Consider the following 13,509-nt stretch of genomic DNA (forward strand, 5'->3'; position numbering starts at 1 on the left):
TTCCGCGACTCGCTCATACCACTTTTCTTGCCCACAACCACCCGGCTGTGGGCTTTTTTTCGCCTGTACGATCCGTGCACCTCGCAGGGTCGATCGGCGCCATCGGCGCCATTGGCGCCGCATGGCCGGCGGCGGCGCGCGCCCGATGCGGCTGCCCGCGCCCGTTGCCCTGCCCGCATCGCATCGCATCGTCGTGTCCGCCTCCGGCCCGCTCAACCCCGTTCAGTCGATCAGTCGATCAGCTTGCCGGCCGCGTCGAAGAACGGATGGTCCGCGCCGAACTCGCCGATCACCGCCGCGTGGCTCGCCAGCCCGTGGGCCGGATGCCACCAGTGCAGCAGGTAGCTCGGCGGCTCCATGCGGAAGTGCGAGGCCGCGCGCGGGTCGAGGTCGAGCGTGACCTGGTGCGCCGGCCCCGGCGCGGTCATGGCGATGGTGCCGCCGAAGCGGTGCACGATATGGCGATGCAGGTGCCCGCATAGCACGCGCTCCACCTGCGGATGGCGGCGCACCACGGCTTCCAGCAGGCCGGCGTTCTCCAGCCCCTGCTGGTCCATGTGGCCGATGCCGGTGTGGAACGGCGGATGGTGCAGCATCAGCAAGGTCGGCCGCGCCGGCGCCGCCGCGAGCGTGGCTTCGAGCCACGGCAGCGCGGCCGGCTCGACGCGCCCGCCCGGCTGGCCCGGCACCGTGCAGTCGAAGGCCACCAGCCGCAGCGGGCCCGCGTCCACGCTGTAGTGGACGGGCGCGTCGCCGTCGCCGTTGGCGAACAGGTAGGCGTGGTCGGCGAACACGCGGCGCAGCGAGGCGCGGTGATCGTGGTTGCCCGGCAGCAGGTGCAGCGGCAGCGGCAGGCCGGCCAGCAGGCCGCGCAGGAAGCGGTATTCCGCCTCGCTGCCGAAATCGACGAGGTCGCCGGTGACGATCACCGCGTCGGGCCGCTGCGGCGCGGCCAGGATGGTGTCGATGCAGCGCCGCAGCGCGCCGGCGGTGTCCACCATGCCGTAGGACAGCTTGCCGCCGGCCTTGATGTGCAGGTCGGTGATGTGGGCCAGCAGGTAGCTGCCGGCGTCGCTGCCGGGGGCGCCTGCGGCGGGGTCTTGGTTCGGGGTGTTCATGTGTGGCTTGTGCGGTGCGGATGCGGTGCCGATGCGGTATTCGTCGCCCGTTGCTTCAGGCGGCGCGCGCTTGCGCCAGCGTGATCAGGTGGCCGGTGTCGAGGCGCAGGCCGACGCGGTCGCCCGGGTGCCAGCCGTCGCGCCGCGTGGTGTCCACCACCAGCGGCGCCGGCGCGCCCACGTCCACCAGCAGGCGCGTGTAGTTGCCGAGGAACAGCGCCGTCACCACCGCGCCGCCCAGGTGCGCGTCCTCGGGCCGCGCCAGCGCCACGTCCTCGGGGCGGAACAGCAGTTCGGCGTTCTGCGCGGCGGCCACATTGGCCACATCGGCCGCGCACGGCACCAGGCCGCCGGGCACGCGCCAGGCGTTGCCTTCCAGCGCGGCCGGCAGGCGGTTCATGGTGCCGATGAAGTCCGCCACGAAGGCGTTGGCCGGCGCGCGGTAGATCTGCTGCGGCGTGCCGGCCTGGGCGATGCGGCCGCGGTCCATCACGATGATGCGGTCGCCCAGCGCCATCGCCTCGGCCTGGTCGTGGGTGACGTAGACCGCGGTGATGCGCAGGCTGCGCAGCAACTGGTTGATGTCGGCGCGCAGCGCGTCGCGCAGCTTGGCGTCGAGCGCGGTGAGCGGCTCGTCGAGCAGCAGCACGCGCGGCTGCACGGCGATGGCGCGCGCCAGCGCCACGCGCTGGCGCTGGCCGCCGGAGAGCTGGTCGACGCGGCGCCCGGCGAACGGGCCGAGGTGCATCATCGCCAGCATCTCGTCCACGCGGCGGCGGCGCGCGGCGGCATCCACGCGGCGCACGCGCAGGCCGTAGGCGATGTTCTCCGCCACCGTCATGTTGGGGAACAGCGCGTAGCTCTGGAACACCATGCCCACGCCGCGCCGCTCGATCGGCAGCGGCGTGACGTCGTTGTCGCCGAACATGACCACGCCGCCGGCGTCGGGATATTCCAGTCCGGCGATGATGCGCAGCGTGGTGGTCTTGCCGCAGCCCGAAGGCCCGAGCAGGACCACGGTCTCGCCGGCGCCGATCTCCAGGTCGAGCGGCTCCAGCGCCAGCGTGCCGTCGGCAAAGGTCTTGCCGCAGCGGTGCAGCGTGATGGGAGTGGGTTCATGCATGGCGGGCCTCGGAAGCGGGAAGCGGATCGGCGCCGGCAAGGCTCTCGGCCACGGCGTCGTCGGCGGGCGGCCGGTGCCGGCGGGCGCGCGCGCCGAGCGCGCTTGCGGCCTGCATCAGCACCAGCAGCGGAATGATCATGAAGAAGAACACGATGGTGTAGGCCGAGCCGATCTCCAGCCGCATCGAGGCATAGCTGTCGGCCAGCCCCACGGGCAGCGTCTGGGTGGTGGGCGTGTGCAGCATCCAGGTCAGGTTGAACTCGCCCACCGACAGCGTGACCACCATCAGCGCGCCGGCCAGGATGCCCTGGCGGCAGTTGGGCAGCACCACCGTGAAGAAGCGCTGGACGCGCGTGGCGCCCAGGCTGGCGGCGGCGTCCTCGAGCGTGCGGATGTCGATGGCCGACATGATGGCCAGCACCGAGCGCACCATGAACGGCAGCGTGAACAGCACGTGCCCGACCAGGATGAACACCCAGCTGGTGCGGAACGCCTGCCAGCCGCCGTACAGCAGGATCAGGCCCAGCGCCGTGGCCAGCCCGGGCACGGCCACCGGCAGCATCAGCAGCTCCTCGATCAGGCGCGTCACGCGCCCGCGCCGCAGCGCCATGTAGTAGGCGGCGGGCACGCCCAGCGCCAGCGTGCAGGCCAGGCAGGCCAGCGCGATGCCGAGCGACAGGAAGATGGTGTTGCGGTAGAGCGACCACACCTCCGCCAGCCAGCGCGTGGTCAGGCCGCTGGCCACGCCGATGAAGATGTTGTTGGTCAGCCCGGCCAGCACCGACAGCACCACCGGCACCACCATGAACAGGCATACCAGCAGCGCCAGGGCAAGCTGCAGCCAGTAGGCGCCGCCGCGTCGTCGTGAATGCATCATGTGCGCGCTCCTCAGGCGGTGGCGGCGACGGCGTCGCCGGAGAACCAGCGCGCCAGCGCCAGCAGGGCCCACGTCACCGTGCCGAGCAGCACGGACAGCGCCGCCGCCATGCCGAAGTTGGCGTAGTTGGTGAACTCGTTGTAGATGGTCAGCGGCAGCACGTCGAGCTGCGTGGCCAGCGTGAACGCCGTGCCGAACGCGCCCATGCTGGTGGCGAAGCAGATCGCGCCGCTGGAGATCATGGCCGGCATCAGCGCCGGCAGCATCACGTCGCGCACCACGCGCCAGCGGCCCGCGCCGAGCGAGCGCGCGGCTTCTTCCAGCGAGGCGTCGAGCTTGGCCACCGCGGCCATCACGGTCAGGATCACGCGCGGGATGGAGAAATACAGGTAGCCGACGAACAATCCCGTCAGGCCGTAGGCAAAGGTCCAGCGCTCGCCGGCCAGCCAGTCGCCGGCCATCGCCAGCAGGCCGTTGCGCCCGCCCAGCATGATGACCATGAAGCCGATCACCACGCCGGGGAAGGCCAGCGGGAAGGTCAGCATGGCCACCAGCAGCGCCTTGCCCGGCACCGCGTTGCGCTCGAGAAAGGTGCCCGTGATGCCGGCGATGACCAGCGTGGCCAGCGTCACCGCGGCCGACAGCAGCACCGTGACCAGCAGGCTGTGCAGGTAGCGCTGGCTGGAGAGCACGGTCCAGTAGACGCTGGCGCCGTCCTTGCCGGCGATGCTGATGGCCAGCAGCTTCGCCATCGGCAGGCAGAAGAAGGCCACGAACACGATCAGGGCGGGCAGGGCGAAGAGGAGAAGAGGAAAGGGCTTCTTCATGGGCTGGGCGCGCCGCGGCGCGGGCCGGTGGAGGCGGGTTCGCGCGGCGCCGGCACGGGCGCCGCGGCTGGAATCGGCGGCGGGCCGGGAAGCCCGCCGCCGGCTGCGGCCGGAGCCCGCGCCGGCCCAATGGCTGGCATGGGCTGGCATGGGCTGGCATGGGCGGTCATGCCGCGTTCAGCGGACTTCCTTCAGGTAGGTTTCGCTGAACGCTTTCTGCGCATCGGCCATCTTGCCGAAATCCACCGGCTTGGCGCGCGCGTAGTCCGCCGCGGGCAGGAACTTCGCCTGCACTTCCTTCGGGATGCCGGCGCTGCGCACCGGGCGCAGGTAGGCGTTGGCCCACAGCGCCTGGCCGGCGTCGGACAGCACGAAGTCCAGCACCTTGCGGCCTTCGGCGTCGTGCGGCGCCTTGTTGACCAGGCTCATCACGTAGGGCACCACCACCGTGCCTTCCTTCGGGATCACGAAGGCCACGTTGGCGTTGTCCTTGTAGCGCGCGCGATAGGCGTTGAAGTCGTAGTCCAGCAGGATGGGGATCTCGCCCGACAGCACGCGCGCGTAGGCGGTCTGCTTGGGCACGATGGGCTGGTTCTTCTGCAGGTCCTTGAAGTACTTGAAGGCCGGGCCGAAGTTGTCCATCGAGCCGCCCATCGCCTGGTTGACCGCGACCGCGCCGACGTAGCCGACGAAGGCGCTGGCCGGGTCGAGGTAGCCGACCAGGCCCTTGTACTCGGGCTTGAGCAGGTCGGCCCACGACTGCGGCACCGGCTTGCCGCGCAGCGCGTCGACGTTGACCATGAAGCCGAGCGTGCCCGAGTGGATGGCGAACCAGTTGCCCTGCGGGTCCTTGAGGCCGTCCGGAATGTCGTTCCAGTGGGCCGGCTTGTAGGCGGCGGTGACGCCGTCCTTCTTGGCCTGGATGCCGAAGGTCACGCCGTAGTACACCACGTCGGCCACCGGGCTGGCCTTCTCCGCCACCAGTTGCGCGAGCGACTGGCCGGAGTTCTTGTTGTCGTGCGGCACGGTGACGCCGGTCTTTTCCTTGATGGCGCGGATCTGCGCGGCCCAGTCGGCCCATTCGGGCGGGCAGTTGTAGCAGATCGCGGTCTGGGCGGCCACGCCCTGGCTGAAGGCGGCGGCGCCGAGCGCGATGGCGATCCAGCGTAGCGGTTTGTGCCAGGAACGGCTTGCTTGCATGGTGAACTCCTTGGTTGCGGACTGGGGCTGGGGGAATGGGTCGGGGGTCATGCCTTGCCTCGCGCCGGCGCGGCAACCGTGCCGCCCAGGCGCAGCCCGTGCGGCAGCAGCGTGACGCGCGCGCCGCCGGGCGCGGCGGCGGGATCGAAGCGGGCCAGCAGGCGCGCCACGGCGCGCTCGCCGATCTCGGCATTGGGCTGCACCACCGAGGCCAGCGGCGGCTCCACCAGCGCGCCGAGCGCGATGCCGTCGCAGCCCAGCACGGAGATGTCGCGCGGCACGCGCAGGCCGAGGCGCTTGAGGTCGGAGATCACGCCGATGGCGAGCAGGTCGTTGGTGCAGAAGAAGGCGCTGGGCGCGTCCGGCCCCGTGGCCAGCGCGCCGATCTGTTCGGCGTTGCTGGCCGTATGGCTGGGCAGGCACAGCGCCGGCGCCGGCGCCAGGCCGTGCGCGCGCATCGCGTCGCGGTAGCCGTCGAAGCGCTGGCGCGCGCGGTCGGAGGCGGCGAAGGCGCCCGACACCACGCGGATGCGGCGGTGCCCGGCGGCGATCAGCGCCGCCACGCCCTCGCGCGCGCTGGCGCGGTTGTCGACCGACACCGAATGGCGCTGGCCGCGCGCGGCGGCCTGGTTGTAGGCCAGCACGTAGGGCACGCCTTCGGTGTCGAGCTGGTCGAGCACGGCGCTGCGCGCGGCGTCGGCCACCGTCAGCACCATGCCGTCGACGCGGTGGCGCAGCAGGTATTCGATGCGCTCGCGCTCGCGCGCGGGGTCGTAGGCGCTGGTCACGAGCATCAGCGAGTAACCGGCGGCCAGCGCGGTGTCTTCGATGCCGCGCCAGCAGTCGGCGAACACGGCGTTCTCCAGCGTCGGCAGCATCACGCCGATCATGCGGCTTTGCTGCGCGCGCAGCTTGCTGCCGAGCAGGTTGGGGCGGAAGCTCAGTTCGCGCGCGGCGTCGAGCACGCGCTGCACGGTGCTCTTGCGCACCAGGCCCGGGCTGTTGAAGGCGCGCGACGCCGTGGCCAGCGATACGCCGGCGGCCTGCGCCACGTCCACGAGGGTGGCGGCGGCGTCGTGCGGGACGGCGGGCGAGCGTTCCTGGTTGCGGTTCACGTTGATGGCGCGGGTCGGGTTCGGGGAAGGAGCCAAGACGTTTTCCAGAAATGAAAACGTTTTCATTCAAGTCGCAAAAAAATCGGGCAGCAAGCCTTTGTGATATTGCGGCGCGTGAGCGAAACCCGCGCCGGCAAGGCGATAACCCGTTACAGCGCGGATTGTGGGGATGGTGCGTGACAGCACGATGACAGCGCCGGGCGCGGCGAAAGCGCCGGGATGCGTCCGGCGATGCCGTGGGCGGCGTGACGGTGGCGGTGCCGGGCGCGGGCGTGAAGCATGCCGGCTGCTGGCACTGCGGCGGAGCGTCATAAACGTTACGTGGCGTTTGCCCGGCCGGTGGCCGACCGGGCGCGGGGACGCCCGTGATGCCGCGCCAACGCAGGGAGCGCCCCGGCAACGGCGTGACCGGGGCGCGGGGCGCGCTGTCAAGTCGGCGCGGAACTGGCGGCGTGAGACGCGATCCTGGGCGGCGCCTTCACGCGCCCGGTGGCGGCCAGGCCGGGTGAAGACCTGGCGCGGCGCTCATTGCGGCTTGCCGCTGGTCATCGCCGCGAGCACGCCGTCGCGCCGGATCAGCCCGTGGTACAGCGCCGCGGCGAAGTGCGCCAGGACGGTGGCGAACAGCAGGAAGGCGAGCACCGTGTGGGCCGCGCGCAGCGGCGCGTACAGCGCGGCGCTGTGCGGCAGGATCGGCGGCAGCTGCGCCTGCCCGTAGAGCACGATCGGGTAGCCGCCCGCCGACTGCATGCCCCAGCCGATCAGTGGAATGGCGAACATCAGCACGTACAGCAGCACGTGCGACAGATGCGCGGCAACGCGCTGCAGCGGCGGCAGCGAGGCCGGCAGCGGCGGGGGCGGGTGGATCACGCGGTTCACCAGCCGTAGCGCCGCCAGCACCAGGATGGCGACGCCGAGCGGGCGGTGGATCGACAGCAGCAGCACATAGCGGTCCGAGACCGTGGCGACCATGCCCACGCCGATGAACAGCATGGCCAGGATCAGCGCCGCCATCAGCCAGTGGAGCAGCCGCGACGGCAGCGAGAAGCCGGGAGCGTGGGGTCTCATGATTTGCCTCCTGCGTTCACTTCCTGCCGCGTGACCGCGCTCGGCGGCTTCTGGCCCCGCTCGTTCTCGCGCAGCGTGAAGGAGCGGGCATAGGCGGCCGAGCGGGCGCTCGGGATGTCGTCGGCGGAGGTGGTGATGCCGGCGGGCAGGATGGCCGGGTCGAAATTGATGTCGGTGCAGCTGCCGCCATCGCCGCCGCCGTCCTCGCTCGCCACCTTGTCGATCGTCACCGTGCCGATGTCGATCTTGCGCCGGCTGGCGGGCCAGGCCTTGTCGGGCTCGACCGGGTCCTGCGGCTCGCCGACCGTCACCATCATCTTCCACTGCGCGGGGTGCCGCGCCACGTCGGAGATCAGCGCGTCGAACAGGTAGTTCGGATCGGCGGGCTGCGGCTTGGCCGCCGGCTCGAACGGCGTGACCGCCTCGGCAGACCAGCGCACCGGCACCGTGGCGCCGGCCTTGTCGACGAACAGGAAGGTATCGAGCGCGTTGTAGGTGCTGTTGGCGAAGCCGGACGACACCGCGCGCTGGCCCACCACGCCGACCGCGGCCACGAAGTCCGGGTGCGCGTCGGCGAACGCCTTCATCCTGGCGGGGTCGGGCTTGCCGGTCTTCGGGTCGGGCACCGACGAGATCATCTGGTCGTAGAACGCCTGCACCGTGCTGAACGGAAACACGGGAATGTCCACCATCGCCGTGCGCCATTCCTGCGCGCCGGCGGGCTTGAACTGCAGGGCGAGGCTGCGCACCAGGCCCGGGCCGTCCGGCACGAACGGCATGCCGCCGGCGAAGGCGAAGCGCCCGGCCACGGGCACGCGGCCCGGCGCGAGCAGCGCCGCGCGGGAAAGCGCGGCGCCGGCGCCGTTGCTGTCGAACCAGCCGCTCGCGCACAGGCCCTTGGCGTGATTGCGGCGGAAGCCGGCGTGCTTGCCGTTCGCGGCCTCGAACCCGGAGATGACCCGGTCCTGGGTGAGCCGGCCCGGCGACAGCCATCCGCCCGCGTAGGCGAAGGCGCAGGCGAGCACGAGCGTCGCCGCCCCGATGCCGCCGTACCGGAGGGCGGCTGCGCTGGCGCTCAGCCGGGGTTTTCCAACGTCGTCGCTCATAGCCACTCCTTTGCCGTGCGGTGGGGGAAGTTCTCTGTCTGGTGGGGATTCTGCAGTATTCCCGCGCGGCGCCTTCTTGGTATCGCCTGCTGGTTTGCAGATTCGCACTGTGGCACGGAATGGCCCACGCCGTATGAGGACGCGGGCGGGAATGGCGCGCGTCACTTTTTCCGCGGGGCGCGCATGGCATGGTGTTTGCGGCGGTATCGGACCATGCCGCTGCCGGCGGCCATCCAAGAAAGGAAACCGCCATGACCCGATCACCCCGCAAAGAACCCGGCCACGCCGCCGGGCCCGCTCGCAGCGGCCGCGCCACGCGCGCCCAGGACGGCCTGGGCAGCCCGCAGCCGCGTCTGCCGCACGAGCACGACGAAAGCCACCACAGCCAGCACAGCGGCCCGCGCAAGGAAGTCCAGCAGGCCGGGCGCGACATCGAGCGCGGGCTGGAGGACACCGACCTCTACCGCACGCGCGGCAAGCGCGCCGGCAGGCAGCAATAGACAGCCGGGCGCTGCCGGGCGGGGGCAGCGCTTGCTGCGCGTATCGACATGTTGAAACGTCCCGGCAATTCGGGACGCGAGATGAAGAACCTGCATCCCATGCTGGTCCTGTCGCCGAAAGCATTCAACGAGCGAACCGGCATTGTGATCGGGCTACCGATGACGACGGCCGAGTTCAACGACACCAATCCGTTCGCGATCCAGTTCAAGGGGCCGAAGAGCATGACGAGCTACGTGCTCGCGCATCAGCCAAAATCATTCGACTGGCGTGCCCGCGGAGCGAAGGCCCACCCGTGGAAGCAGGTTCCCGCGGACGTTTTTGCCGCGGCATGCGAGCAGTTGAACCAGATCATTGCCATCGGCGAATAGCGAAAGACGGTGTCGCAGAGTAGACCTGCCCGCTGGTGAACTGAGTGAAACGGGTGAAGCGGCCCGATGACCAGGAAGCCAGTCTGTTGAGCCACGATCGCCGGCGCACGACGGATCGTGTGCCGGCCGGTTCAATAAGTGGCTCTGGATCGATGTGCACCGGACCGTGACCGAACAACGGCGACGCGCCGGGGCTTTCGCCCCGCTCCCGCGCCGCCGCGATGCCGTCAGCGTTGCCCGCCTTGCTGGCCGCTCTTCTGCCCTTGCTGGTTCTGCTGGCCGGCCTGGTCGGTCTTCTGGCCATGCTGGCCCTGCTGGCCCTGGCCGCGGTCCTGTTGCTGCTGCTGGTCGCCCTTCTGGTCATGGCTGCCGGACTGGGAGCCTTGCTGACCCGATTGCTGTTGCTGCTTGCCTTGGTCTTGCTGGCCTTGGCCGGATTGTTGCTGTCCCATCGTGCTCTCCGTGGCGCGGCGGAATGCCGCGTGACGGGAAAGGGTGCAAGCCGCGTGCCACGCGCGGTGGCGCCCGCGCCGCCCAGCGCGCGCCGCACACCCGCGAGGCGCGCGCCGGCAAGGGATCGCCGCCGCGCGCAAAGGTCGCGCAAAAGCAGGGAGGCGCCATCGGGCCGTGCGGAAGTCGGCGGGGCGTCATATGCGCGGCGCCACTTTCACGCACCCGCGCCACGGTTTCCCGGCGTTTTTTACAACGTCCGCGATTTTTACTGGTGGCGCAGGGGTTGCCCGGTATTTGCAGTTGCGAGCCCGCGCGAAGGTCCAGGCGGGCGGCGTCGAGGCAGCGGCGCGGCTCAGGCCGCGAGATGGAAGCCGGGCAGGCCGAACGCCGCGCCGGCGCGCGGCGCGTCCGGCTCGCCGGCGTCGAGCAGCCGCACGGCGGCCGGGCCCACGGTATTGGCGCAGGCCGCCGCCAGCGCGCGCGCATGAGGCAGCCCGGCCTGCCGCGCCAGCCAGTCGCCGGGAATGCCCCGGCCGGTGGCCAGCAGGTAGAGCGCGTGCGCCACGCGCTGCTCGCGCAGCAGCACGCGCAGCGCCTCGCCCTCGGCGAACAGGCGCGCGCGCACCAGCCGCGGCGGCACCTGCCAGCGCTCGGACACCAGCGCGGCGTCCCACGCCAGCCGCGGCAGTTCGAACATCGCGCCGGCCAGCGCGCGCGACCAGCATTTCTCGGCGGCGCCCTGGCCGTGCGGCAGGCCGCCCAGCGTCATGCGCGGGCAGGCCGCGTCGGGCACCGCGCGCAGCGCGAGCGCCGTGTCCTGCCCGGTCCTGGGCAGCAGGTCGCAGTCGAAATACGCGAAGGCCGGCACCACGAAGGGCTTGCCCGGCACCACCTCGCGCCGCGCGTTGGCGTCGCGCAGGCGCGCGCCGCCGCGCAGGGCGTCCACGCGCACGGCGAAGGGAAAACGCAGGTGGGACAGGCGCAGCTCGGTGCTGCTGACGAGGGCCATGCGAGGTTCAGGGGCGCGGCTGGCGCGCATGCCGTGGGCATGCCGCGCGCGGACGGAAAAGCCGCATTGTACGTGGGTCGGCGCGCCAGATTGTCGTCGCGGCGACCATTGCCCGCGCTACAGCTCCGACAGCCCGACCCGCCGCAGCCGCTCCAGGTCGGTCACGCGGATGCTCTGGTAGGAAATGTCGACCATGCCGTCGGCCGCCAGCCGGCGCAGCGCCTGGTTGACGCGCTGGCGCGACAGGCCGGTGAGCAGGCCGATTTCCTCCTGGGACAGCTCCAGCACGGCGTTCGTGCGCGGATAAAGCGCCGCATGGAACAGTTGCGCGATGGCCTGCGCCACGCGCGCGTCCGCGCCCAGCAGCCGGTCGTTCTGCACGGTGGCGATGAACTGGCCCATGCGCTCGTTGAGCTGGCGCACCACGAAGCTGGAGAAGGGCAGGCTTTCGGCCAGCAGCGTGTGGAACACCGTGTCCGGCACCAGCGCGATGCGCGAGTCGCGGATGGCGATCACGTCGTAGCGGCGCGCCTCGCGCTTGATGACGCTGCCCTCGCCGCACCAGCCGCCCGCCGGCACGCCGGAGAACGTGCAGCCGCGCCCGTCGGGCGTGTAGACCGCCAGCTTGATGAGCCCGCTTTCCACCCCGATCCAGTAGCGCGAGGGCTCGCCCCGGCGCGCCACGAAGGCGCCCGCGGCGAAGTCCTGCAACACCGTCTGTCGCGCGGCCAGCGCCTGGTGCTGCGGCGCCAGCGCCGCGAACCACTCGTGGCGGGCAAGCAGCACGGCGGGCGGCTCGGGTGTGGCGGCAGGCGTGGCGGCAGGGGCTGTGGCGGCGGGGGCGGCGGTCCCGGGCAGTCCGGCGGAGGCAGGGGGGAGGGGCAGGCTGGACATTGATGTGGGTCAAGCCCGGAGCGCTGGCCAGGCGGGCACTGTCATCCGGACGACAAAGCTTTGTCGTGTGGGATGATAGCCTTGCGCAGCAAAAAGTAACAGCGACCGGCGGCGCAGTCAGCGCCCGGCGCAAGCGGAGACCAGCAATGCCAACCGATTTCGACACCGGCCTGGGCAAGAACCCGGCCAACCACGTTCCCCTCACGCCCCTCGACTACCTGGCCCGCGCCGCCGCGGTCTATGGCGAGCGCCTGGCCATCGTGCACGGCCCGGTGCGCCAGACCTGGCGCGAAACCTATGCGCGCGCGCGCCGCCTGGCCAGCGCGCTGGCGCGCCTGGGCGTGGGCAAGGGCGATACCGTGGCGGCGCTGCTGCCCAACACGCCGGCGATGGTGGAAGCCCACTTCGGCGTGCCGATGGCGGGCGCGGTGCTCAACGCGCTCAACATCCGGCTCGATGCCTCCAACCTGATCTTCATGCTGCGCCACGGCGAGGCCAAGGTGCTGCTGGCCGACACCGAGTTCGCCGACCTCGCGCGCCAGATCGCCAACGAGATCCCGGGCCTGAAGGTGGTGGCCGTGATCGACGCGCTCGGCCCGCAGGACGCGCCGCGCTTCGCCGAGACCGACTACGAGGGCCTGCTGGCCTCGGGCGACCCCGACTACGACTGGCAGATGCCCGCCGATGAATGGGAAGCCATCGCGCTCAACTACACCTCGGGCACCACCGGCGACCCCAAGGGCGTGGTCTACCACCACCGCGGCGCGGCCATCAACGCCGTCTCCAACATCCTCGAGTGGGACCTGCCCAAGCACGCGGTCTACCTGTGGACGCTGCCGATGTTCCACTGCAACGGCTGGTGCTTCCCGTGGACCATCGCCGCGCGCGCCGGCGTCAACGTGTGCCTGCGCAAGTTCGAGCCCAAGCTGGTGTTCGACCTGATGCGCGACGAGGGCGTGACCCACTACTGCGCCGCGCCCATCGTGCACACCGCGCTGGTCAACGCGCCGCCGGCCTGGCGCGAGGGCCTGCGCGGCCCGGTACGCGGCATGGTGGCCGGCGCGCCGCCGCCGGCCGCGGTGCTGGCGCAGATGGAAGCGATGGGCTTCGAGCTGACCCACGTCTACGGCCTGACCGAAACCTACGGTCCGGCCGCCGTGTGCGCCGAGCAGGACGACTGGGCCGCGCTGTCGCAGGAAGAGCGCGCCACCAAGAAGGCCCGGCAGGGCGTGCGCTACCACCTGCAGGCCGACGTCGCCGTGCTCGACCCGGACACCATGCAGCCGGTGGCCGCCGACGGCGAGGAAATCGGCGAGATCATGTTCCGCGGCAACATCTGCATGAAGGGCTACCTCAAGAACGAGCGCGCCACGCGCGAAGCCTTCGCCGGCGGCTGGTTCCATACCGGCGACCTGGGCGTGCGCACGGCGGACGGCTACGTCAAGATCAAGGACCGCAGCAAGGACATCATCATCTCCGGCGGCGAGAACATCTCCAGCGTGGAGGTGGAGGACGCGCTCTACCGCCACCCGGCCGTGCTGGCCGTGGCGGTGGTGGCCCAGCCGGACGCCAAGTGGGGCGAGACGCCATGCGCGTTCGTCGAGCTCAAGGACGGCGCCAGCGCCACCGCCGAGGAGCTGATCGCGCACTGCCGCACGCTGCTGGCCGGCTTCAAGGTACCCAAGGCGGTCTACTTCGGCCCGCTGCCCAAGACCTCGACCGGCAAGATCCAGAAGTTCGAGCTGCGCCGCAAGGTCAAATCGGATACGGCGATCGACGTCTGACGATGTTTTCCGAGCCGTGGCGCGTTCGGTAGCGCCCGGCGGGCTCGGCAGGGCTTGCCCGAAGCA

Annotated in this window: 14 protein-coding genes; 3 read left to right on the top strand and 11 right to left on the bottom strand. The window is 71.1% G+C overall.

Annotated features, from left to right (window positions below):
* Nucleotides 1-230 precede the first annotated feature (230 nt).
* The 8 genes from AC3WXD_RS01665 to AC3WXD_RS01700 all read right to left on the bottom strand — a co-directional run bounded on the left by AC3WXD_RS01665 (nucleotide 231) and on the right by AC3WXD_RS01700 (nucleotide 8,434).
* Nucleotides 231-1,118: a phosphodiesterase gene (locus AC3WXD_RS01665; RefSeq protein ID WP_492322892.1), complete on the bottom strand. Its 888-nt coding sequence runs from the start codon at nucleotides 1,116-1,118 to the stop codon at nucleotides 231-233.
* Between the two features lie 55 nt (nucleotides 1,119-1,173).
* Nucleotides 1,174-2,241 (bottom strand): ABC transporter ATP-binding protein, encoded by a 1,068-nt coding sequence (locus AC3WXD_RS01670; protein WP_020204743.1) that lies wholly within the window; start codon nucleotides 2,239-2,241, stop codon nucleotides 1,174-1,176.
* The gene (locus tag AC3WXD_RS01675; RefSeq protein ID WP_029043967.1) at nucleotides 2,234-3,115 is read right to left on the bottom strand and encodes an ABC transporter permease; all 882 of its coding nucleotides are present in this window, start codon (nucleotides 3,113-3,115) and stop codon (nucleotides 2,234-2,236) included. The genes AC3WXD_RS01670 and AC3WXD_RS01675 overlap by 8 nt, the downstream gene beginning before the upstream one ends.
* A 14-nt stretch (nucleotides 3,116-3,129) precedes the next feature.
* A complete protein-coding gene (locus AC3WXD_RS01680; protein WP_020204741.1) occupies nucleotides 3,130-3,945 on the bottom strand; it encodes an ABC transporter permease in 816 nt (271 codons plus the stop codon).
* 177 nt (nucleotides 3,946-4,122) lie between these two features.
* Entirely contained in the window at nucleotides 4,123-5,145 is a 1,023-nt protein-coding gene (locus AC3WXD_RS01685) for an ABC transporter substrate-binding protein (protein WP_020204740.1), read from the bottom strand.
* Between the two features lie 47 nt (nucleotides 5,146-5,192).
* Nucleotides 5,193-6,296: a substrate-binding domain-containing protein gene (locus AC3WXD_RS01690; RefSeq protein ID WP_020204739.1), complete on the bottom strand. Its 1,104-nt coding sequence runs from the start codon at nucleotides 6,294-6,296 to the stop codon at nucleotides 5,193-5,195.
* A gap of 489 nt (nucleotides 6,297-6,785) precedes the next feature.
* Nucleotides 6,786-7,328: a cytochrome b gene (locus tag AC3WXD_RS01695; protein WP_020204738.1), complete on the bottom strand. Its 543-nt coding sequence runs from the start codon at nucleotides 7,326-7,328 to the stop codon at nucleotides 6,786-6,788.
* Entirely contained in the window at nucleotides 7,325-8,434 is a 1,110-nt protein-coding gene (locus AC3WXD_RS01700) for a catalase family peroxidase (RefSeq protein WP_492322893.1), read from the bottom strand. The genes AC3WXD_RS01695 and AC3WXD_RS01700 overlap by 4 nt, the downstream gene beginning before the upstream one ends.
* A 251-nt stretch (nucleotides 8,435-8,685) precedes the next feature.
* Between AC3WXD_RS01700 and AC3WXD_RS01705 the strand changes: the two genes are divergently transcribed.
* Nucleotides 8,686-8,934, top strand: a complete 249-nt coding sequence (locus AC3WXD_RS01705) for a hypothetical protein (RefSeq protein WP_020204736.1) — start codon at nucleotides 8,686-8,688, stop codon at nucleotides 8,932-8,934.
* A gap of 48 nt (nucleotides 8,935-8,982) precedes the next feature.
* Complete coding sequence (locus tag AC3WXD_RS01710; RefSeq protein WP_454733105.1) at nucleotides 8,983-9,303, top strand: type II toxin-antitoxin system PemK/MazF family toxin; 321 nt, start codon at nucleotides 8,983-8,985, stop codon at nucleotides 9,301-9,303.
* A 227-nt stretch (nucleotides 9,304-9,530) separates the two neighbouring features.
* Here AC3WXD_RS01710 and AC3WXD_RS01715 read toward each other — a convergent pair whose 3' ends face one another.
* The 3 genes from AC3WXD_RS01715 to AC3WXD_RS01725 form a co-directional block, all read right to left on the bottom strand.
* Complete coding sequence (locus tag AC3WXD_RS01715) at nucleotides 9,531-9,755, bottom strand: hypothetical protein (RefSeq protein WP_020204733.1); 225 nt, start codon at nucleotides 9,753-9,755, stop codon at nucleotides 9,531-9,533.
* Between the two features lie 353 nt (nucleotides 9,756-10,108).
* A complete protein-coding gene (locus AC3WXD_RS01720) occupies nucleotides 10,109-10,765 on the bottom strand; it encodes an AraC family transcriptional regulator (protein ID WP_492322894.1) in 657 nt (218 codons plus the stop codon).
* 117 nt (nucleotides 10,766-10,882) lie between these two features.
* A complete protein-coding gene (locus tag AC3WXD_RS01725; protein WP_454733108.1) occupies nucleotides 10,883-11,551 on the bottom strand; it encodes a Crp/Fnr family transcriptional regulator in 669 nt (222 codons plus the stop codon).
* 254 nt (nucleotides 11,552-11,805) lie between these two features.
* On the opposite strand from AC3WXD_RS01725, the gene AC3WXD_RS01730 reads away from it, so the two are divergent.
* The gene (locus AC3WXD_RS01730) at nucleotides 11,806-13,443 is read left to right on the top strand and encodes an acyl-CoA synthetase (RefSeq protein WP_020204730.1); all 1,638 of its coding nucleotides are present in this window, start codon (nucleotides 11,806-11,808) and stop codon (nucleotides 13,441-13,443) included.
* Nucleotides 13,444-13,509 lie beyond the last annotated feature (66 nt).

It is taken from the genome of Cupriavidus sp. FW216-B1 (assembly GCF_058789195.1).

What these genes read in the sequence shown, in the direction of transcription:
- AC3WXD_RS01665 (WP_492322892.1), bottom strand. Translation starts at nt 1,118, where the DNA reads ATGAACACCCCGAACCAAGACCCCGCCGCAGGCGCCCCCGGCAGCGAC.
- AC3WXD_RS01670 (WP_020204743.1), bottom strand. Translation starts at nt 2,241, where the DNA reads ATGCATGAACCCACTCCCATCACGCTGCACCGCTGCGGCAAGACCTTT.
- AC3WXD_RS01675 (WP_029043967.1), bottom strand. Translation starts at nt 3,115, where the DNA reads ATGCATTCACGACGACGCGGCGGCGCCTACTGGCTGCAGCTTGCCCTG.
- AC3WXD_RS01680 (WP_020204741.1), bottom strand. Translation starts at nt 3,945, where the DNA reads ATGAAGAAGCCCTTTCCTCTTCTCCTCTTCGCCCTGCCCGCCCTGATC.
- AC3WXD_RS01685 (WP_020204740.1), bottom strand. Translation starts at nt 5,145, where the DNA reads ATGCAAGCAAGCCGTTCCTGGCACAAACCGCTACGCTGGATCGCCATC.
- AC3WXD_RS01695 (WP_020204738.1), bottom strand. Translation starts at nt 7,328, where the DNA reads ATGAGACCCCACGCTCCCGGCTTCTCGCTGCCGTCGCGGCTGCTCCAC.
- AC3WXD_RS01700 (WP_492322893.1), bottom strand. Translation starts at nt 8,434, where the DNA reads ATGAGCGACGACGTTGGAAAACCCCGGCTGAGCGCCAGCGCAGCCGCC.
- AC3WXD_RS01705 (WP_020204736.1), top strand. Translation starts at nt 8,686, where the DNA reads ATGACCCGATCACCCCGCAAAGAACCCGGCCACGCCGCCGGGCCCGCT.
- AC3WXD_RS01710 (WP_454733105.1), top strand. Translation starts at nt 8,983, where the DNA reads ATGTTGAAACGTCCCGGCAATTCGGGACGCGAGATGAAGAACCTGCAT.
- AC3WXD_RS01715 (WP_020204733.1), bottom strand. Translation starts at nt 9,755, where the DNA reads ATGGGACAGCAACAATCCGGCCAAGGCCAGCAAGACCAAGGCAAGCAG.
- AC3WXD_RS01720 (WP_492322894.1), bottom strand. Translation starts at nt 10,765, where the DNA reads ATGGCCCTCGTCAGCAGCACCGAGCTGCGCCTGTCCCACCTGCGTTTT.
- AC3WXD_RS01730 (WP_020204730.1), top strand. Translation starts at nt 11,806, where the DNA reads ATGCCAACCGATTTCGACACCGGCCTGGGCAAGAACCCGGCCAACCAC.